This is a genomic window from Pseudomonas sp. No.21 (genome assembly GCF_054558415.1).
This window is the reverse complement of the sequence record NZ_BAAJNO010000009.1, coordinates 315,527-335,269: the sequence shown is the minus strand read 5'-3', so window position 1 is coordinate 335,269 and position 19,743 is coordinate 315,527. Positions and strand designations below refer to the sequence as shown.

At 68.6% G+C, this 19,743-nt stretch carries 16 protein-coding genes; 4 read left to right on the top strand and 12 right to left on the bottom strand.

Annotated features, from left to right (window positions below):
• Positions 1 to 93: 93 nt before the first annotated feature.
• Positions 94 to 2,061 (top strand): alkyl/aryl-sulfatase, encoded by a 1,968-nt coding sequence (locus ACYJSS_RS20705; RefSeq protein ID WP_236206399.1) that lies wholly within the window; start codon positions 94 to 96, stop codon positions 2,059 to 2,061.
• 642 nt (positions 2,062 to 2,703) lie between these two features.
• Here ACYJSS_RS20705 and ACYJSS_RS20700 read toward each other — a convergent pair.
• Genes ACYJSS_RS20700 through ACYJSS_RS20685 form a run of 4 tightly spaced genes read right to left on the bottom strand, consistent with a single transcriptional unit; the run spans position 2,704 to position 6,654 of the window.
• A complete protein-coding gene (locus ACYJSS_RS20700) occupies positions 2,704 to 2,991 on the bottom strand; it encodes a DUF202 domain-containing protein (RefSeq protein WP_111262507.1) in 288 nt (95 codons plus the stop codon).
• Complete coding sequence (locus tag ACYJSS_RS20695; protein WP_459480442.1) at positions 2,984 to 3,367, bottom strand: YidH family protein; 384 nt, start codon at positions 3,365 to 3,367, stop codon at positions 2,984 to 2,986. Before ACYJSS_RS20695 ends, ACYJSS_RS20700 begins: the two co-directional genes overlap by 8 nt.
• Positions 3,368 to 3,420: 53 nt before the next feature.
• Positions 3,421 to 4,788, bottom strand: coding sequence for a DUF1329 domain-containing protein (locus ACYJSS_RS20690; protein ID WP_111260205.1), 1,368 nt, complete (start codon positions 4,786 to 4,788; stop codon positions 3,421 to 3,423).
• 12 nt (positions 4,789 to 4,800) lie between these two features.
• Positions 4,801 to 6,654 carry a DUF1302 domain-containing protein gene (locus ACYJSS_RS20685; protein ID WP_309296189.1) on the bottom strand — a complete coding sequence of 618 codons (1,854 nt, stop codon included), beginning with the start codon at positions 6,652 to 6,654 and terminating at the stop codon, positions 4,801 to 4,803.
• A gap of 308 nt (positions 6,655 to 6,962) precedes the next feature.
• Between ACYJSS_RS20685 and ACYJSS_RS20680 the strand changes: the two genes are divergently transcribed.
• Positions 6,963 to 7,925, top strand: coding sequence for a LysR family transcriptional regulator (locus ACYJSS_RS20680; protein WP_236206397.1), 963 nt, complete (start codon positions 6,963 to 6,965; stop codon positions 7,923 to 7,925).
• On the opposite strand, the gene ACYJSS_RS20675 is transcribed toward ACYJSS_RS20680, so the two are convergent.
• From ACYJSS_RS20675 to ACYJSS_RS20660, 4 genes are all read right to left on the bottom strand, one after another.
• Positions 7,889 to 9,187: an MFS transporter gene (locus tag ACYJSS_RS20675; RefSeq protein ID WP_111260208.1), complete on the bottom strand. Its 1,299-nt coding sequence runs from the start codon at positions 9,185 to 9,187 to the stop codon at positions 7,889 to 7,891. The genes ACYJSS_RS20680 and ACYJSS_RS20675 overlap by 37 nt on opposite strands.
• Before the next feature lie 161 nt (positions 9,188 to 9,348).
• Positions 9,349 to 10,512, bottom strand: a complete 1,164-nt coding sequence (locus ACYJSS_RS20670) for an acyl-CoA dehydrogenase family protein (protein ID WP_111260209.1) — start codon at positions 10,510 to 10,512, stop codon at positions 9,349 to 9,351.
• Between the two features lie 13 nt (positions 10,513 to 10,525).
• Positions 10,526 to 12,073 carry an AMP-binding protein gene (locus ACYJSS_RS20665; RefSeq protein WP_236206396.1) on the bottom strand — a complete coding sequence of 516 codons (1,548 nt, stop codon included), beginning with the start codon at positions 12,071 to 12,073 and terminating at the stop codon, positions 10,526 to 10,528.
• Between the two features lie 437 nt (positions 12,074 to 12,510).
• Positions 12,511 to 13,146 (bottom strand): TetR family transcriptional regulator, encoded by a 636-nt coding sequence (locus tag ACYJSS_RS20660; RefSeq protein ID WP_236206395.1) that lies wholly within the window; start codon positions 13,144 to 13,146, stop codon positions 12,511 to 12,513.
• Positions 13,147 to 13,241: 95 nt separating this feature from the next.
• Here ACYJSS_RS20660 and ACYJSS_RS20655 point away from each other — a divergent pair, with 95 nt between their 5' ends.
• The gene (locus ACYJSS_RS20655; RefSeq protein WP_236206394.1) at positions 13,242 to 13,910 is read left to right on the top strand and encodes an O-methyltransferase; all 669 of its coding nucleotides are present in this window, start codon (positions 13,242 to 13,244) and stop codon (positions 13,908 to 13,910) included.
• Here ACYJSS_RS20655 and rimI read toward each other — a convergent pair.
• The 4 genes from rimI to ACYJSS_RS20635 all read right to left on the bottom strand — a co-directional run bounded on the left by rimI (position 13,853) and on the right by ACYJSS_RS20635 (position 17,788).
• Positions 13,853 to 15,010 carry a ribosomal protein S18-alanine N-acetyltransferase gene (gene rimI, locus ACYJSS_RS20650; protein ID WP_111260213.1) on the bottom strand — a complete coding sequence of 386 codons (1,158 nt, stop codon included), beginning with the start codon at positions 15,008 to 15,010 and terminating at the stop codon, positions 13,853 to 13,855. The genes ACYJSS_RS20655 and rimI overlap by 58 nt on opposite strands.
• Before the next feature lie 23 nt (positions 15,011 to 15,033).
• Entirely contained in the window at positions 15,034 to 15,180 is a 147-nt protein-coding gene (locus tag ACYJSS_RS20645) for a hypothetical protein (RefSeq protein WP_158545579.1), read from the bottom strand.
• A 69-nt stretch (positions 15,181 to 15,249) separates the two neighbouring features.
• Complete coding sequence (locus tag ACYJSS_RS20640; RefSeq protein WP_236206393.1) at positions 15,250 to 16,194, bottom strand: magnesium transporter CorA family protein; 945 nt, start codon at positions 16,192 to 16,194, stop codon at positions 15,250 to 15,252.
• Positions 16,195 to 16,207: 13 nt separating this feature from the next.
• On the bottom strand, positions 16,208 to 17,788 hold the full coding sequence (locus ACYJSS_RS20635) for a RimK family protein (protein WP_111260215.1): 1,581 nt from the start codon (positions 17,786 to 17,788) through the stop codon (positions 16,208 to 16,210).
• Between the two features lie 411 nt (positions 17,789 to 18,199).
• On the opposite strand from ACYJSS_RS20635, the gene ACYJSS_RS20630 reads away from it, so the two are divergent.
• A complete protein-coding gene (locus tag ACYJSS_RS20630) occupies positions 18,200 to 19,738 on the top strand; it encodes a DUF1302 domain-containing protein (protein ID WP_236206392.1) in 1,539 nt (512 codons plus the stop codon).
• Positions 19,739 to 19,743 lie beyond the last annotated feature (5 nt).

Below are 19,743 nucleotides of genomic sequence, written 5' to 3'. Positions count from 1 at the left end.
CCTCTGGTATTGGTCGGTGCGCGCCGTGCTCCCTACAGTCGGGCGGCGTCCGTTGCGGTCGCTCATTCCAACAAGACCAGAAAGAGCCCCTTCATGCCCATTTCCCGTCTCAGCGCCATCGCCCTGGCGCTCCTGTCCTGCGGCACTGTGCACGCCGACTCCGCCGCTCCCGGCAAGCCCGCCACGGCCATCACCGCCGAGCTGAACCAGTCCTGGCTGCAGCGCCTGCCGTTCTCCGACACCGCCGATTTCGACGACGCCCGGCGCGGCCTGCTGGAGCCCTTCGATGGCGTCATCGCCAACGCCGAGGGCAAGGCGGTGTGGAACCGCCGCGCCTACAACTTCCTCGATGGCAATGATGCGCCGGCCAGCGTCAACCCGAGCCTGTGGCGCATCGCCCAGTTGAACAACATCGCCGGGCTGTTCGAGGTGCGCGAGCGCATCTACCAGGTGCGCGGCATGGACCTGTCGAACATGACCCTCATCGAGGGCGACAGCGGGCTGATTCTCATCGACCCGCTGATCAGCGCCGAGACCGCCCGCGCCGGCCTGGAGCTGTATTACAGGCACCGTCCGCGCAAGCCGGTGGTGGCGGTGATCTACAGCCACCCCCACGTCGACCATTTCGGTGGCGTGCGCGGGGTGATAGACGAGGCCAACGTGAAGGCCGGCAAGGTGCGGGTGATCGCCCCGGACGGCTTCTTCGAGCACGCGGTCAGCGAGAACGTGCTGGCCGGCCCGGCGATGATGCGCCGCGCCCAGTACATGTACGGCGCGCTGCTGCCGCGCGGCGAACGGGGCCAGGTGGACGCGGGCCTGGGCAAGGGCACGCCGAGCAACGCCACGGTGACCCTGATCGCCCCCAGCGAGGTGATCAGCCAGGCGGTGGAGACCCGCATCGTCGACGGCGTGGAGATCGAGTTCCAGCTCACTCCCGGTACCGAGGCTCCGGCGGAGATGAACCTGTACTTCCCGCAGTTCAAGACCCTGTGCATGGCGGAGAACGCCACCCACACCCAGCACAACGTGCTGACCCTGCGCGGCGCCCTGGTGCGCGATGCCAAGGTCTGGGCGCATTACCTGGACGACGCGCTGGTGCGCTATGGCGACAAGGCCGAGGTGCTGTTCGCCCAGCACCACTGGCCGACCTGGGGCGGCGCGCGGATCCGCGAGTACCTGGCCGACCAGCGCGACATGTACGCCTTTCTCGATAGCCAGACGCTGCGCCTGATCAACCAGGGGCTGACGCCCACCGAGATCGCCGCGAAGCTGACGACCCTGCCGCCGCGCCTGGCCGGCAAGTGGTACAGCCGCGACTACTACGGCTCCCTCAGCCACAACGTGCGCGCCGTGTACCAGCGCTACATGGGCTTCTACGACGGCAACCCGGCCAACCTCGACCCGCTGCCGCCGGAAGAGGCGGGCAAGCGCTACGTCGAGGCCATGGGCGGCGCCGGCGCGGTGCTGGCCGGGGCACGCAAGGCGGTCGAAGGCGGCGACTACCGCTGGGCGGCCCAGCTGCTCAACCACCTGGTCTTCGCCGAACCGGACAACCCGGCGGCGCGCGAGCTGCAGGCCGACACCCTGGAGCAGCTCGGCTACCAGAGCGAGAACGCCACCTGGCGCAACGTCTACCTCAGCGGCGCCCTGGAACTGCGCCAGGGGGTGGCCCGTGCCAAGGCGCGCAACAGCGCGCCGGACATGGTCCGGGCGCTGACCCCGAGTATGTTCTTCGACTACCTGGCGGTGCGCATCGACGCGATGAAGGCGGCCGACGAGGACCTGCTGATCAACTGGCGCTTCAGCGACCTGGGCGAGGACTACGCCCTGACCCTGCGCAACGGCGTGCTCACCCACCGCAACGGCGCGCGCCATGCCGAGCCGGACGTCAGCCTGAGCATGACCAAGGCGCTGCTCGACCGCATCGCCCTCAAGGAGACGGGCTTCCTCAAGGAGTCGATGATCGGCGGCATCGAGATCGAGCAGGGGCGGATCAAGCTGCTGCGGCTGCTCGGCGGGCTGGACGAGCCCAACCCGCAGTTCAACCTCGTCACCCCCTGAACCCCGCGTCATGCCCGCCGGGGCCGGTGGGCAGGGTGCTTGCGCATTGGGGAAGCCCGCAGGAGTGAGTTCTTTGGTGTTGTCTGCGTTAGCTGTTGTGGATTCAATGCAAAGGTTCAAGAGCGGCGCCTTCAGGGCCATTCTGGATTCCTGGCACGCCCACCGCATGGGTTTCGCTTCGCTCTACACCATCCTACGAAAGCCGCCAGACGCCCCTTCAGGAGGCCGAGCGTAATCATCGTTTCATGGGTTGAACGACATGGATGTCGCGAGAGCCGCGATGGGCCAGGGATGGCCCTTCGCGGCGTGCCCCTGAAACGATGATGGAGCGAGGGAACCCGACGCAGTCGGCCGTATGCAGGGGCAAGCCTCTTTGGTTCCTTTCCTGGCGACTGAAGAAAGAAACTCGCCCGGCAAGGCGAAACAGAAGCCATCAGCAAAGCTCGGCAATCAACTGAACTCGAAATCATCCAGCAACACTTAACGCAGATGGGCGTTCCAGGCATCCAGAATGGCCTTCAAAGCGCCGTTCTCAAGACCGCCGCACGCTGCTTCCGGCGAACTCCAGGTGCACGCTCTGCGGTCCGGTTACTGCCCATCGCATCCGCCTGCGTAGCCCGGGCTTCAGCCCGGGGATGCGGGTCAGCCCGTCATCGCGGCCTTCACCATCGCCAGCAGCGTCATCGCCACCATCGCCAGGCCGGTGCCGAGCACGGCGGCGGTGCGGGGGCGGCCGCGTTCGTCGCGGAGCATGGCGAGGCCGTGGCGGTAGCGTGGGCGCTGGCCGAGCCAGAGGGCGACGGCGCTGCCGAGGGCGAGCAGGGCCAGCGTCGGTTCGGCACCGCGCAGGGCCAGGCAGGCGATCACCAGCAGCGAGAGCTGGGTGCGGCGCCAGGCCAGTTCGGTGCGTTCGGCCTGGGTCTCACCCATGCCAGCGCGGCCAGAACAGCCCGGCCAGGACCAGCGCCGCCACGCAGCAGCCGAGTGCCAGCGCCGGCACCAGGGCCGGCAGGGGCAGGGCGCGGCGATGGCGCAGGGCGCGCTCCACCGCCAGCCAGCGCAGGCAGGCGCCGAGGCTGATGAGCAGGCTCAGCGACAGCAGGCCGAGGGTGATGACCAGCCGCAGGCGGGGTTCGAAGGCGTGCCCGGCGAAAGTCTCGACGGCGATGCCGCCGCCCAGCAGGGCGAGGGCGGTGCGTATCCAGGCGAGGAAGGTACGTTCGTTGGCCAGGGTGAGGCGGGGGTCGGGCTCGTCGCCGCCCAGCAGGGCGCGCGACAGGGGTTGGCGGGGGCGGGGTTGGTTCATGGTGGCCTGCACGGTGGAGCCGCCGCGCCCGAGGGCCGGCGGCGTGGGTGGGATCAGCGCAGGCCCTTGCTGCGCAGCGCGCCCGGCGAGTAGTCGGAGGCGCTGGCCTGGTAGCTGAAGTCGAACGGCTTGCGCTGCTCGCCGGTCAGTCCCGAGGCGAGGTAGCGGCCGTTGTTGAGGTCGTAGGTCACCTCCATCGCGGCCACCACCGATTGCCCGGTGGGGTGGTAGAAACCGTGGGCCTCGCCGACCCGCCATAGCTCGCCACGGCTGTCGTAGTGGTCGGCCTCGAGGATGGCCCAGGTGTCCTCGTCGATGAAGTAGTGGCGCTTGCTGTAGATGTGACGCTGGCCCGGCTTGAGGGTGGCGACCACCTCCCAGACGCGGTGCAGTTCGTAGCGGGTGGCGTCCGGGTTGACGTGCCCCGGCTGGATCAGCGTGTCGTAGGGCCTCTCGGGCGAGGCCAGGCGGTAGGCGTTGTAGGGCACGTAGAGGGTCTTCTTGCCCACCAGCTTCCAGTCGTAGCGGTCCGGCGCGCCGTTGAACATGTCGCGGCTGTCGGCGGTGCGCAGGCCGGCGGTGGTGGGGCCGGCGGTGTCGTAGGCGATGCTCGGCGCGCGGCGCACGCGGCGCTGGCCGGCGCTGTAGACCCAGGACAGGCGCGGCTCGGCCACCTGGTCGAGGGTCTCGTGCACCAGCACCACCTCGCCGACCATGCGCGAGGGCGCGGTGAGCTTGTGGCTGTAGTAGTAGAGGATGTTGCGCGCCTGGTCCGGCGCGAGGCCCGTGATCGCGTCACGCCGGGTGAAGTACTGCTGGGTGGTCATCACCGTGTAGGCACCGTCCTTCTGGGGCGCGGCGCTGTCGGAGACGACGCTGAAGCTGCGGTTGCGGTTGCGCGTGATGTGGTTCCACAGCACTTCCAGGCCGTCCCCGGGGATGGGGAAGGCGATCACGCCGGCGAAGCCTTCGATGCCGTTGCCATTGTTCACCAGGTGCGCGTGGGTGGCGTTGCGCGCGGCGGCGTCGCGCACCTCATCGCTCACCGGCACCGAGCGGTGGGTGGGGTAGACCGGCAGGCGGAAGCTCTCGGGGAAGTGCTTGAGCAGGGCGATCTGCCCGGGGCTGAGCTGGTCCTGGTACTGGGTGTAGTTGCCGGCATCGATGGTGAACAGCGGCTTCTCGCCGGCGTAGGGGTCGCTGGGCGTGCCGTTGCTCGCCAGCGGCGGGTTGGCGGCGGCGCCGTCCCAGGCGGGGATGCGGCCGTCGGCGCTGGCGCCGCGTTCGGCGCCGATGGGGGTGAGCTCGCCCTGCAGGCGGGCCGCGTCTGCGGCCGTGACGGCGGCGCCGGCGTGGCCGGCCAGGAGGAGGGCGCAGAGCAGGGCGCCGCCATGGGTCAGGCAGTGGTGGGTGGGTTTCATGCTGGACTCCGCTTAGAAGTTGACGCCGACGCTGATGGACAGGTAGTCGCGGTCGCCGCGTGTGCCGTAGTCGCCGTCGATGTAGTCGGTGTACGCCAGGCTGGCGTTGTAGGTGTTGTTCAGCGAGGCATCGAGGCCGACGCTGATGGCCTTGGAACCTTCGCTGAAGGCCGAGCCCTCGCCGGGGCCGTTGCCGTCCACGTCGTGCTGCCAGGACAGGTTGGGGCGCAGGTCGATGCCGGCCACCGCGTTGGGGTAGCTCAGCGCTGCGCGCATCCGGTAGCCCCACGAGAAGCGCGTGAGGTAGCCCTTGTCGTTGCAGTGCTGTGGCGTGCGCGAGGTCGACAGGCACACGGCGTTGTTGGCCAGCACGCCGCTGCCGAAGGTGCCGCTGCGGCCGTAGCGCGGGCCGTAGGTGCCTTCCAGGCCGCCGACCCAGGTGGCGCCGGCTTCGCCCACCACTACCAGTTGGTCCGCCCCCAGGATCTGGGCGAAGGAGTGGGTGGCGGTGACCTGGGCCTGGGTCACTTCCTTGCGGCGGTAGCCGTCGAACAGCGCGCCGTTCTGTGCCGCGCGGGTGCCGTCGGCGATCAGTGGCGAGCGCGAGGCGTTGTTCAGCAGCGACTGGATGATGTCGGTGCCGTTGAGCTGGATCGGCATGTTCGGCCGGTAGCTGATCTCGCCCTGCAGCGCGGTGCCGGTGGCCAGGTTGGTGGAGAACGACAGGCCGTAGAGGCGGATGTCTTCCGGGTACTGCGCGCTGTATTGCGAGGTGCCCATGCGCAGCGCGCCGGCCAGCGTCTGCCCGGTGTTGCCGGCGAGGAAGGCCGCGCAGTTGGCCAGCGGCACGCCGAGGTTGGCGCACAGCTGCGGCGCGAAGGCGGTGTTGGTGAAGTAGGGGCTGCTGAAGGTGCCCATGTAGGGCAGGCGGCTGTGGTAGTTGGCGAGGTAGGCGCCGAACTCGGTGTCCAGGGCGGCGGCGAACCAGCGCAGGGACAGGCCCCACTGGCCGCTGTTGCGGGCGTCCTGGTCCTGGGCCCGGGGGATGCGGATGCCTTCCTCGGTGAGGTTCACGCCGAAGGGCGTCAGGCCGGCCACCGCCGACGCGTTGCCGGTGAGGTTGGCGCCGACGTCGAGGCCGTTGCAGCCGTCGGCGAGGAAGTCGTTGCTGGAGAAGAAGGTGCCGCAGTTGTCCAGCTGGGTCTGTTCCCAGTCGAGCTGGTAGAAGACGTCGCCGGAGAGGGAGTCGGTGAGGTTCTGCGAGAGGTAGAACATGTTCACCGGCACCAGGCCCTCCTTCACCTCGGAACCCGGGCGGCGCAGCGCCGAGAGGTTGAAGGGGTTGATCACGTTGAGGCCGCCCTGGATGAAGGTGCTCTCGCCCCAGTTCACCACCTGCTTGCCGAGGCGCGCGGAGCCCGGCTGCTCGGCGATGGCGTAGTTGTAGTAGAGGAAGGCGTCGAGCAGCTCGGCGCCGGCGGTCTTCGCCGAGCGCTTGCGGTTGTCGTCCTCGACGTTCTTGAAGCGCTGGTTCTGGTCGCGCAGCACGGTGTCGTACCAGTAGCTGCCGCGCAGGAAGAGGCCGACGTCGCCGTGGCGCAGCTCCAGGTCGTGGCTGCCCTTGAAGATGCCGGAGAAGGCGTCGCCGGAACGGAAGTTGCGCCGGCCGTCATCGCCGGTGGCGCTCTGCAGCTGTTTCGGGTCGGGGTTGGCGGTGGAGAGGCTGGTGCCGATGGACAGCGAGGAATCGAGCTGGCCTTCGAGGTCGCCGAACTGGAAATCGACGGCCATGGCGTTGCCGATCATGCAACTCAGGAGGGTCAGCAGGTAAGGCGGTTTGATGATGTCGTGCAACGTGGATCTCATCACTCATTATCCTCTTTGTTGTCGAGTGAACAGTCGGTTTCACGCGCAGGGACAATAAGTTCCGAAGTTGTTCAGGCAATAAGGACCCCGGCCCGTTTATAACGAACCCATCCTAATTCGGCGGTGGGGTTGTTCGAACTTCAAGAGGGGTCGAAACAACGGTTCTTATTGTTATGCGCGGGCGTTCAAGTGTATTGGCTACTCCCTTCGTCCTTATGTTTCGGCGATACTAGGTGCCCTCGAAAAGGCCCACAAATAGTGTCTTCGGATAGTTGCCATAACGCTTCGGCATACCCAGTGAGAACCGCATGACCCTCAAACAGCTGCGCTACCTGATCGCCATCGCCGAAGCCGGGAGCTTCTCCGCTGCCGCACGCCGGGCCTACATCGCCCAGCCGGCGCTTAGCCGCCAGATCGGCCTGCTGGAAAGCGAGCTGGAGCTGCAGTTGCTGGAGCGCCAGCACGACGGCGTGGCGCTCACCGACGCCGGGCGCCAGCTCTACGAGGTGGCGCGCTCGGTGGTGCAGAAGCTGGATTCGGTGAAGGACGAACTGACGTCAACGCGGGGCGATCCCAAGGGCCATGTGTCCATCTCCATCCCGGCGACGGCCTCGGCGCTGCTGCTGCCGGAGATCATTTCCCGGGCGGCGGAGAAATTCCCCAGCATCGCCCTGACGGTGTGCGACGGGCTGACCCGCGAGGGCGGCCAGGCCATCGAGCTGGGCAAGGTGGATTTCGGCGTGCTGCCCAATGCCGAGGAACTGCAGCACGTGGCCGCCGAGCCGATCTTCGTCGAGGACCTCTACTGGGTGGGGCATGGCGAGGGGGCGGAGGCGCCCATCAGCCTCGCCGAGGCGGGCGCCACGCGCCTGGTGATGGCGCCCCGGGCGCTGCACCTGCGGCGGCGCATCGAGCAGGCGGCGATGGAGGCGGGGGTGGTGCTGAACGTGGCCTACGAGCAACAGTCGACGCCGGGCATCGCCAGCCTGGTGCGCAGCGGGCTGGCGGCGACCATCAGCAACTGGCCGCCGCTGCTGGAGCTGTTCCAGCCGACCACGGCGCGGCTGATCGTCGAGCCGCGCATCACCCGCACCGTGTCCATCGCCTATTCGGTGCACCGGCCGCTGTCCTTCGCGGCCTCCTGCATGCGTGACCTGGTGCGTTCGCTGCTGGTGGAGGCGGTGACCAGCGGACGTTGGCGCGGCGCCCTGATCGAGCGCGGCGCCGAGGGCGTTCAGGCCCGCGAGCAGGCGGCCGACGTCTCTTCCTGAGCCAGGCGCTCCCGCGAGCGCTGCGGGTTCATGGTCACCAGGCCGACCAGGCCCGCCACCACCAGCACCGCGCCACAGACCAGGAAGCCCTGGGCATAGCCCTGCGGATGGGCGGCTCCGGCGCCGCTCACCAGCAGGCCGGTGACCACCGGCGCCGAGAGACCCGCCAGCGAGGCCACGGCGTTGCCGATGGCGAGGATGCCGCCGCGCTGGCTGGCCGGGGTGAACTCGGCGAGCATCGCCGGCCCCACCGAATACATCACCAGGGCCAGGCCGCCGCTGAGGGTCAGGTTGACGATGCGCACCGCGACCGGCAGCTCCAGCATCAGCGAGGCGGAGAACAGCCCGCCGGCGATCAGGCAGCCCGAGACGAAGGCGCCACGCGCCAGGCGCGAGGGCAGGCCGCGGCGCAGCAGGCGCTGGGACACCCAGGCCATGAACAGGCTGAGCGGTGTGGTGACCACCACGAAGAGCACGAACATGTGCCCGGTGCGCAGCGGGTCCATGCCCAGGCCGACCTGCAGGTAGCTGGGCACCCAGGTCAGGGTCAGGGCCAGCGACCAGTTGGCGGCGAAATGGCAGAGGTAGTTGCCCAGCACGCTGGGGTCGCCGAGCAGGCGGCGGTAGGGCAGGCGGTGGGCGTCGGGCGTCGCCAGCTGGCCACGGCGCAGGGAGTCGAGCGTGCCTTCGCGGCCCAGCAGCAGCCACAGCCCGCACCACACCAGGCCGATCACGGCGAGCACGGCGAAGTTGGTGCGCCAGCCGTAGTGCAGGCTGACCCAGGGGATCATCGCGCCGGCCACCAGCAGGCCCATGGCGCTGCCGGAGTGCAGCAGGGCCACCGGCAGGCTGCGGCGGTCATCGGGGAACCATTTGTACAGGGCGTGGGTGGCCACGGGGGACGCGGGGCCCTCGCCGATGCCGAGCAGCACGCGGCAGGCGACGATCATCCACAGCGAGCTGGCCATCAGCATGGGCAGCTGGATCAGCGCCCAGAACAGGCCCATGCCCAGGAGCAGGGTGCGGGTCGGGCGGCGGTTGGCGAGGAAGCCGCCGACCACCGCAGAGGCGGCGAAGAGCCAGTGCAGGGCGCCGCCGATCAGGCCGAACTCGGTGGGTGACAGGCCCAGTTCCTCGGTCATGGGCACGGCGACCAGGCCGATGACGACCTTGTCGAGGAAGTTGACCAGCATCATGAAGGCCAGCAGGAAGGCGATCGTCCAGGCGGGGCCGGGGCGGAAGGCAGTGTCTTCTCGGGTCATGGGGACTCTCGTTGTTCTTGTTCTGGAAGGCCCGTCCGGCTTCCCTGGCGGACGGGGCTGCGACGGCCCGGGGCCGTGCAGGGCGGAAAACGCGCAAGGGCGCAGCCCACGGGGGCGGCCGGATTCGTGGCCGACGCGCCCCCGGGAGTGCGCGTCGGGGCTCAGCCCGGCATCAGGATGCCCTTGGCGATGGTGTTGCGCTGGATCTCGCTGGTGCCGGTGAGGATGCGCATCATGCGGCTGGCGCGGAACAGCCACTCGACGGGATGCCCCTTGATCAGCCCCGCGCCGCCATGCACCTGCACGGCCTTGTCGATGATGCGGAAGGCGGTCTCCGAGGCGTACAGCTTGCACATCGGCGCCTGCACCTTGATGTCGCCGCCGGCATCGTTGCTGGCCGCCGTGGCGTACATCATGGCCCGCGCGGCATAGAGCTCGGTGGCCATGTCGGCGAGCATGTGGTTGACCGCCTGGAACATGGCGATGGGCTGGCCGAACTGCTTGCGGGTGCGGGCGTGGTCCAGCGACAGCTGCAAGGCCAGGCCGGCCATGCCGAGCATGGTGGGGCAGTGCAGCAGGCGGTTGAGGGTGATGCGCCCCATGGCCAGCCTGAAGCCTTCGCCCTCGCCGCCGATGCGGTTGGCCACCGGCACGCGCACATCCTCCAGGACGATGTCGCCATGGGCGCCGCCGCCGGACATCACCGCATAGTCGCTGTCCACGCGCACGCCGGGCGCGGCGAGGTCGACGAAGAACGCCGAGATGCCCTGCGGGCCACGGCCGGGGCCGGTGACCGCGAGCAGCACGGCGAGGTCGGCATAGGAGGCACCGGAGATGTAGCGCTTGGCACCGCGCAGCACGTAGTGATCGCCCTCCAGGCGCGCCTCGGTGGTGATGGCGGTGGCGTCGGAGCCGGCCTCGGCCTCGGTGAGGGCGAAGCACACGGCCTTCTCGGCGCGGCAGACCGGGCGCAGGAAGGCCTCGACCTGGTGCTCGCTGGCCACGCGGAACAGGTGGCCGATGCGCGGCGGCCCGGAAAGCTCGCCCAGCACGTGGGGGGCCAGGGGCGAGCCGGTGAGCACCGCCGCTTCCTTCACCGCGCACAGCTCGGCGACGTTGAGCCCGGCACCGCCCAGGGCCTCGGGCAGCATCACGTTGTAGAAGCCCAGTTCGCAGGAGCGGCGCCAGATGTCGCGCAGCAGTGGCCGGGGCACCGGCTCGCCCCAGAGGATGCCTTCGCGCTCGGCGAGCGGGGCCAGCTCGTCACGGACGAAGGCCTGGACGCCGGCGATGATGCGCGCGGCCTTTTCGCTTGGTTCGATCATTGCGTGTCTCCCGTCAGATCCGTCGTTCGCTGTTCTGCCAGTACGCTTCGCGGATCAGGCGGCGCACGACCTTGCCGTTGGGGTTCTTCGGCAGTTCCGGGACGAAGTCCACCGCGCGCGGCTTCTTGAAGCCGGCCAGGGAGCGTCCGCAGTGTTCGATGACCTGTTCGGCGCTGAGGCTCTCGCCGGGCTTGAGCACGATCACCGCGCGCACCGCCTCGCCCCATTGCTCGTCGGGCACGCCGACCACCGCCGCCTCGAACACCTGGGGCAGGGTGTAGAGCACCTGCTCCACTTCGGTGGGGTAGATGTTGAAGCCGCCGGAAATGATCATTTCCTTCTTGCGGTCGACGATGAAGACGTAGCCGCGCTCATCCACCCGGGCCAGGTCGCCGGTGAGGTAGTAGCCGTCGCGCATCACCTCGGCGGTGAGCTCCGGTGCCTGCCAGTAGCCCTGCATGATGTCCGGGCCCTTGACCACGATCTCGCCGATCTCGCCGGGGCGCACGTCCTCGAAATCCTCGTTGACCACGCGCAGGTCGGTCTCGAAGTAGCAGCGACCGCAGGAGGCCAGGCGGCTGTGGTCGTCGCCCTCGATCAGGTGGTCGCGCTCGGTCAGCACCGTGACCAGCGAGCAGGTCTCGCCGGCGCCGTAGCCCTGGGCGAGGATCGGCCCGAACAGGGCGATGGCGCGCCTGACCAGGGCCGGTGCCATGGGCGCGGCGCCGTACATCACCAGGCGCAGGCTGGAAAGGTCGAAGCGCTCGACGCCGGGGACGTTGACCAGGCGGTTGATCATCGCCGGCACCAGGAACAGGCGCGTCACCCGCTCGCGCTGGATGGTCTCGAGCAGCAACTGGTCGTCGTAGCGCTCCAGCAGCAGGTTGCAGGCGCCCACCGCCAGCAGCGGCATGATCTGCATGCCGCTGGCATGGGTGATGGGGCCGACGTGGGCCATCACGTCACCCGGCGCGGCGCGGCGGGTGGGGCTGGCGATGCTCTTGCGGATCAGCGCCTTGCGGTTGCCGAAGGAGAGCATCGCGGCCTTGAGCACGCCGGAGCTGCCGGAGGTGTAGTGCAGCACCGCCAGGGCCTCGTCGGCCGGGTCGCAATGCACCGGGGTCTCGCTGCCGCGCTCCAGCACGCTGGCGTAGTCGGCGTCGCCGGCGACATCGTCCAGCGAGACGATCAGGCGCAGGCGCGGCAGCTCGCCACGGCGGGCATGCAGCGCGGCGGCGAAGCGTCCGTCGGCGATCACCGCCTGGCTGTGGGAGTCGTCGAGCACCTGGATGATCTCGTCCAGGGAGAGGCGGGCGTTGATCGGCACCTTGACCATGCCGGCCTTGTAGAAGGCCACCTCGGCCTCCACCAGCTCGACGCGGTTGAGCGCCAGGATCGCCACGTGCGCACCCTCGGCCAGGCCGAGGGCCAGGAGGCCGGAAGCCAGGCGGTTGGTGCGGCGTTCGAGCTGGGCGAAGGTGACGCGTTGCCGGCTGTCGATCAGCGCTTCGTGGTCGGGCCAGTACAGCGCGCTGCGGCTGATGATCTTTCCTAAATTCACCTTATTGTTCTCATCGGCAGGAAAAGTGCGCCGATGCTATCCAAGCGAACTCTCGCGCCACCAATACAACAGTACGATGCAGGCCATATCGATATGGAATAGGCGCTCTGGAAGTTGTTGTCGGGGCAACATTATTTGAGCAAGTAACGCATCGAGAGTGGCAACTTCGGATGCATGTCTGCGCGCGGCAGTTGGCGGCCGTAAGTTGCCTGTCCGGCTCTTGCAGAGTGGACTTCAGCCCACCGTCCGGTGCTCATTGGTTAATTCGGATGTGCAGGACCGACCCCGCCTGGTGGATGAAAAGAGCGCCATCCACCCTACAGGTGGTCATGCCCGCGCGGTGGCACGGCGCTTTCGTAGGGTGGGCTTCAGCCCACCGAGCGCGGCGAGGCCCAACGCGGCGATGTCCGGCCCTGCACTGCGGTGTTCCGCTCCCTCTATCCCCGCGCAGCGGCCGCTTCCAGGTAGGCGCCGAACATGTCGGCCATGGCGTCGGCGTAGCGTTCGATCTCCTCCTTCGTGCGCGGGCGCTCGGAGAATCGCTTGCCCACGGTGCCGAGGGTGGTGGTGATCAGCTCGCTGGCCAGGGTGCGGGCGGCTTCGGAGGCGTGGGGCAGGACCTCTTCCATGAAGGTTTCGAAGATGCGCCCGGCCGCGGCCTTGGCTTCCCGTGCCTCGGGGGCATCGCGGTAGAGGGGGGCGGCGTCGTCGAGGGCGATGCGCATGTCGGCTTCCTCGCATTCGGAGTGGAGGAAGGCGTGGACCAGGGTGCGCAGGCGTTGCAGCGGCGGGGTGGCGAGGTCTTCGAGGATGCGGCGCAGCAGCTCGCTGGTCTGGCGCCACTCGTCGCTCTGCAGGCGGAACAGGATGGCCGCCTTGTTGGGGAAGTACTGGTACAGCGAGCCGACGCTGACGCCGGCACGCTCGGCCACCCGGGCGGTGGTGAAGCGCTGGGCGCCTTCCTTGGCCAGAACCTGAATAGCGGCCTGCAGGATGGTGGCGACCAGCTCGTTGGAGCGGGCCTGCTGGGGGTGCTTGCGCGAGGAAATACGCGGGTTCTGGCGTTCGGTCATGGCGGGGCCTGGCAATGCGAATAGTAAAACCTGACGGATTGATCGCATTCTATTCCGGCGCCAACGATGCGCTCAACAACCCCAGGAGACAATGCATGAACACCCTGACTCAACCCGCTCTCACCGCCTTGCTGGACCGCCTGTTCGCCGAGGCCGACACGGCCTGGCAGGCATTGGGGCCGAGCCTTTCCGACCTCGCCGAGGGCGAAGTGGCGAGGCTGATGCGGAGCAAGACCGAATACCGCGAGTTCTACGCTCGCCTCAAGGACGTGGCGCTGCCCGTCTCCCGCGAGACCGGCCGCCTGCTGTACATGCTGGCGCGCAGCAGCGGTGCGCGGACCATCGTCGAGTTCGGCACCTCCTTCGGCATCTCCACGCTGCACCTGGCCGCCGCGCTGCGCGACAACGGCGGCGGCCGGCTGATCACCAGCGAGTTCGAACCCACCAAGGTGGCGCGGGCCCGTGGCAACCTCGCCGCCGGCGGGCTGGAGGACCTGGTGGAGTTCCGCGTGGGCGATGCGCTGAGCACCCTGGCGCGGGACCTGCCCGAGGCCATCGACCTGCTGTTGCTCGACGGTGCCAAGGCGCTCTACCCGGAGATTCTCGCCCTGGTGGAAAGCCGCCTGCGCCCCGGCGCGCTGGTGATCGCCGACAACGCCGAGCACAGCCCCGAGTACCTGGCGCGGGTGCGCGAGGCGGGCAGCGGCTACCTCTCCGTGCCCTTCGCCGAGGACGTGGAACTGTCGCTGCGCCTGGGGGCGTGAGCGTCGGTGGGCGGGTAGAGGACGACGGACGCACGCAGCTTGTTGCCGCCGAACAGGCGCATGCGCTGGAAGCGCGCATGGCTCACCGGCATGTGCTGGCAGTCCAGCGCCTGGCGGTGGCGGCTGTGGTCGATGTCCGGGTCGTGGAGGTAGACGAAATCCTCGTCGCAGCCGGTGACCAGCACCCAGTGCGGGGCCTTGGTGCGGGTCAGCTGGTAGCTGCTGATCAGCACCAGCGGCAGGCCGCCTTCGGCGAGTTGCGCGGGCAGGTCCTGGCGGCTGGCGGGCACCTGCTCGACGTCGCTCGCGCGCAGCTCGTCGCAGAAGGCCTCGTGCACCAGGCGCATGACCTCGCGCTTGCCTTCGCTGCGCACGCCGCTGAGGAACAAGGGGCCTGCGACACTGACCTGCAGGCGCACGCGAAAGCCCCGGCGCCAGGCGGCCAGGGCCAGCCCCTGGGGGCTGCAGCCGCCGTGGCCGGAGGTCATGAACACCGTGGTCGCCTCACGCCAGAGCTGCACTTCCTCGCGCCGCGTGAGCGGGCGTCCCGGTTGCAGGCCGGCCATGGCCATCATCAGGCAGGCGGGGCCGCAGGTGAACTCGGTGCTCTGCTGGTAGTAGGGCACCGCCCGCGCGGCATCGAGCGGGCGCTGGACGATGCGCTTTTCGTAGCGCAGCGCCTGGGCGTGGTCCTCGTAGTAGTCGTCGATGCAGGCGAAACGGCGGTAGCCGACCCGCTCGTAGAGGGCGATGGCGGGGTGGTTGTCCGGGCGCACCTCCAGGCGCAGGTAGGCGCAGTCGTGGTCGCGGGCGCGGCGCTCCGCCTCCGCCAGCAGCGCCTTGCCCAGGCCATGGCCACGGGCGTCGGGGGCGATGGCGATGGAGTACAGGCGGGCCAGCGAGGTGCCGCGGTGGAACAGCAGCAGCGCATAGCCCATGACCTGGCCGGCGGCCTCGGCCACCGCCAGGCTGGCGTGGGCGCGGCTGATCATCCACTGGAAGCTGCGCGGTGACAGGCGATCCTGCTCGAAGCACTGGTTCTCCAGGTGGAGCAGGGCGTCGAGGTCGTCGGGACGGGCATCGCGAAAGCTGAAGTCCATGGGGCTTCCCGGCACGCGCATGATCAGCGGCGCGGCGTGCGTCGAGGGGCCTTGTCGCGGGCCTGGCGAGCGATGTCGCCGGGCTTCATGCGGCTGTCGACGTAGTTGATGGTGATGCTCAGGGCGACGATGGCGGCGAGCACGCCGAACGCGATGTGCAGGGGTTCCATGGGGTTTCCTTCTGGTGGGTGCCGCCACAGGTGCGGGATGCCCGGTGGCGTTGGGATCGGGAGCGTGCGTCAGCCGGGCGGCGCCGAGCCGGCGGCCACCAGCCGGCGCAGGGCCAGCAGCATCAGGCCCGCCAGCACGGTGAGGGCGAGGACGAACAGCGGGTAGGAGAGCCACCAGGGCACGGCGGCGGTCATCATGCTGAACTCGGACATGCCGCCGATGCCGGCGATCAGGTTCAGCGGCAGGAACACCACGTTGATCAGGGTGAGCTTGCGCAGCATCTCGTTCATGGTGGTGTTCAGCAGGCTGCCGCGTGCCTCCATGAGGCCGGCGAGCACCGAGGAGTAGATCTCCGCCTGCTTGATGCACTGCTCGTTCTCGATGATCAGGTCGTCGAGCAGTTCCAGGCTCGCCGGGGGGAAGCCCAGGCGCTCGCCCTGGCTGCGCAGGCGTGCCAGCACCGCGCCGTTGCCGTGGATGGCGTTGAGGTAATACACCAGGCTTTCGCTGAGGCCGAGCATCTGCAGCAGGTGGCGATTGTGCTGGCTCTGGTTGAAGCGCTGCTGCAGCTCGCGGGCGACCATCTTGATCACCTTGAGGTGGCCTTCGTAGTGGTGGATGTTGCCCAGCAGGATGGCCAGCAGCACATCCAGCGGCTGGTGCAGGTCATGGCGCCCGGTGAGGCCGCCCAGCAGCGAGTCGGCGTGGGAGATCAGCACCAGCTGGCGCTCCTCCAGCAGCATGCCGAAGGAGGACACCTCGAAGGCGAAGCGCTCGCCGCCGGAGTAGTTCTCCGGGCGCTTCCAGATGAGGAACAGCGAGCCGGCGCGGAATTCGACGCGGGCCACCTCGTCCGGGTCCAGGGCCGAGGCCAGGGCGTGGGTGTCGAGGCCGAAGCGGCTGCGCAGCCACTCCAGCTCCTCGGCCTCGGGGGCGATGCACAGGTGCAGCGGCGCTTCCTCGTCCGTGCAGGGGCGCAGGGTGCCTTCGATCAGCCTGTAGCTCTGGCGCATGGGCCGCGCTCCTTCAGTTGGCGCCGCCGCGGCGCTTGAGTTCGAGGCGGCGGATGAAGTCTTCCAGCACCAGGCTGTAGAGCTCGTCGCGCAGGTGGGCGTCCTCGATGCCGGCGTCGAGGTTGGGGTTGTCGTTGACCTCGATGACCTTGACGCTGCCGTCCACCTCCTTGAGGTCGACGCCGTAGAGCCCGTCGCCGATCAGGTTGGCGGTCTTCAGCGCCAGTTCCACGACTGCCTTGGGTGCGCGCTCCACCGGCAGGGTGCGGCATTCGCCGATGACCTCGGTGCCCTGGGCCTTGTGGTTGACGATCTGCCAGTGCCCCTTGGACATGAAGTACTGGCAGGCGAAGATCGGCCGGCGGTTGAGGATGCCGATGCGCCAGTCGTACTCGGTGAAGAGGAATTCCTGGGCGAGCAGCAGCACCGAGTGCTCGAACAGCCCGGCGCTGGCCTCGCGCAGCTGCTGCAGGTTCTCCACCTTGATCACCCCGCGCGAGAAGCAGCCGTCGGGGATCTTCAGCACCAGGGGGAAGCCCAGCCGCTCGCCGATCTTCTCCAGCTCCTGGGGGTTGTCGCGGTAGAGGATCTCCGTGGCCGGCATGCTCAGGCCGTGGCTGCGCAGCAGGTCGGTGAGGAACACCTTGTTGGTGCAGCGCAGGATCGAGGCCGGGTCGTCCATCACGATCAGCCCCTCGCTCTCGGCCTTCTTGGCGAAGCGGTAGGTGTGGTCATCGACGCTGGTGGTCTCGCGGATCAGCAGTGCGTCGTACTCGGCCAGGCGTGAATAGTCCTTCTTCTCGATCAGGTCGACCTCGATGCCCAGGCGCTTGCCGACCCGCACGAAGTTCTCCAGGGCCAGGGCGTTGGACGGCGGCAGCGGCTCGTCCGGGTTGTGCAGGATGGCCAGGTCGTAGCGCGACACCTGGCGCGAGCGCGGCAGGCGCCAGACCTTGCGGTTGAAGCCGTCGAGGGCGCTGGCGAAGAGGTCTTCCTGGTCCTCGCGCAGCTTGTGCAGGGAGCCCGTGCGCAGGCCGGCGATGCGCCAGGTCTCGCCCTTGCGGAAGTCCACCAGCAGGATGGGGCAGGGGAAGGCCTCGAACAGCTGGCGGGCGATCTCCTGCAGCGGTTCGAAGTCGGTGCGGCCGAAGTACAGGCTCAGGGTGAAGCCTTCGGTGTTGGCGCAGGGGTGCTGGGCGAGGGCGAGCTCCAGGGATTTCTCCAGGTCGTCCAGGGCCAGGCCGTAGAGCGACTTGCGCGCCAGCTCGCTGATGGTGCGCACCGAGGGGATGACCTTGTGCCCGCGTGCCTCGGCCAGCAGCGAACAGTAGTAGCCGTGGCCCAGGTACTTGTAGTGGCGGCACAGGTTGATGACCTGGACCTTCTTGTCCAGCTCGCCGCCCCGCGACTGCTCGAGGTACTCCCGCGCGGTGAGCATTTCCTCGCTGGGGATGTAGGAGGACCAGTCCTCCTTGCGCTCGACGATGATCAGCACCTGGCCGCCGTTGCGCCGCTGCAGGAGGCCCTGCGCGAGGCCGACGGCCTGGATGGAGTCGGGGGGGATGCTGCTGAGACTGGCTTGAACCGAAGACATCTTCACGGGCCCGCTTGAGAGGTGGTGCGCCTCAATTAAGCAGTAAGCCGAGGCCCTGTCTCGCGTCGTTACGCAGGCTTTACGGGGCGTTTGCGAACCTTACGCAAACGTTGCGCGGCGGGCGTTCGACGGGCTCCGATGCGGCGCGCGCGGATGGGCGCTTCCTGCCGTGGAAATGGCCCGGGCCTCCGTACGACGGTGCCTCGCTCGCCCGGCCCGGGGACACGCGCGGATCGCCTCGCGCCGCTCTGCGCCGTGACGTTCGGCCGCGCCCGGTGCCTCGCCCACCAGGGACCGTGAAGGGCGAGCCTAGTCCCAACGGACTATGACCGGCCCCGCCTCTCGTTTCGATAGTGGCCTCCCCCATGACTGAGCCCGGCGGCATCTCGCCAACCGGGCTGGAGGCCAACAATGACAACAACAGCGTGCTTCAACCTTCCGGCCCTGGCCGGCCTGCTGCTGGCCAGCACCACTGCCGCTGCGGCGCTCTTGGAACCCGGCGACGAGGTGAGGATCCAGGCCAGCCACGTGATCTCCTACGGGCTGGCCTGGCGTACGGAGAAGCCGGCCCACGCCCTGGGCGGCCACGACAACGCCAACGGCAACGACGGCAACAACGCCTTCAAGCGCGGCAGCCTGATCAGCCACCGCCTGGGCATCGTCAGCGACGCCGACATCAGCTACCGCAAGGACTTCGGCCTGTTCATCCGTGGCAGCGCCTACTACGACGACGTCTACCACCGTGGCAACGACAACCGTACGGGCACCTCCAACTGCCTCGCCGCCGGGCAGTGCTCGCGCCCCGACCGCTTCTCCTCGCAGACCCGCGACGCCCATGGCGGTGGTTTCGAGATGCTCGACAGCTACCTCTACGGCACCTGGCACATCGACGGACGGCCGCTCAACCTGCGGCTCGGGCGGCAGGTGGTCTACTGGGGCGAAAGCGTCTACAACGGCAACGGTGTCGCCTCGGCCATGAGCCCCTTCGATGCCACCAAGTCCAACGTGCCGGGTGTCGAGGTCAAGGAGCGCACCCTGCCGGTGGGCCAGCTGTTCGCCTCCTTCGGCCTCACCGAAACGCTCGACCTGCAGGCCTACTACCAGTACGAGTGGAAGAAGACCCGACTCAGCGCGGTCGGCAACTATTTCTCCACCACCGACCTCATCGACAAGGGCGGCTTCAGCAACTCCACCGGGAAGTTGCAGCGCCTGCGTGACGACGAGCCCGGCGACAGCGGCCAGTTCGGCCTGGCCCTGCGCTACGTCGCCGAGCGCTTGAACAACACCGAGTTCGGCGTCTACCGCCTGCGCTACCACGCCAAGACGCCGGTGGTGGACAACCTGAGCAGGCGCGGCACCTACCGTGCCCGCTACTTCGACGACATCGACCTCTACGGCGCGAGTTTCGCGACGGTGGTGGTGGACACCAACGTCAATGGCGAGATCAGCGTACAGAACCACCTGCCGCTGGCGGTGAACATCGGCGGCGCCCGACACACAGCGCGGGGCCGCACCGGCCAGGCGCTGCTGTCGGTGACCCACGGCTTCGGCCACACGCCGTTCGCCGACAACTTCACCCTCAACGGCGAGGTCGGCTACAACCGCGTGCTCGACAACGACAGCGCGCACCTGGCCGGGCGCGCCGCCAGCGACGAGCTGTGGAACGACCGCTCGGCATGGGGCTACACCCTGAGGGCCAGCGCGCGCTACATCGAGGTCCTGCCCGGCTGGGACCTGTCCATTCCGGTTTCCTTCAACCAGGGCGTGAACGGCAAGTCCTCCCTCGGCAGCTACAGCCGGGGTCGCAACCGCCTGTCCGTCGGTACCACCTGGGAGCACCTCGGCAACCTGTCGCTGGAGGCGAGCTACAACGCCTACCTCGGCAGCCCGGCCGACAACGCCCAGACCGATCGCGACCACATCGCCTTCAGCGCCAAGTACAGCTTCTGACCGCC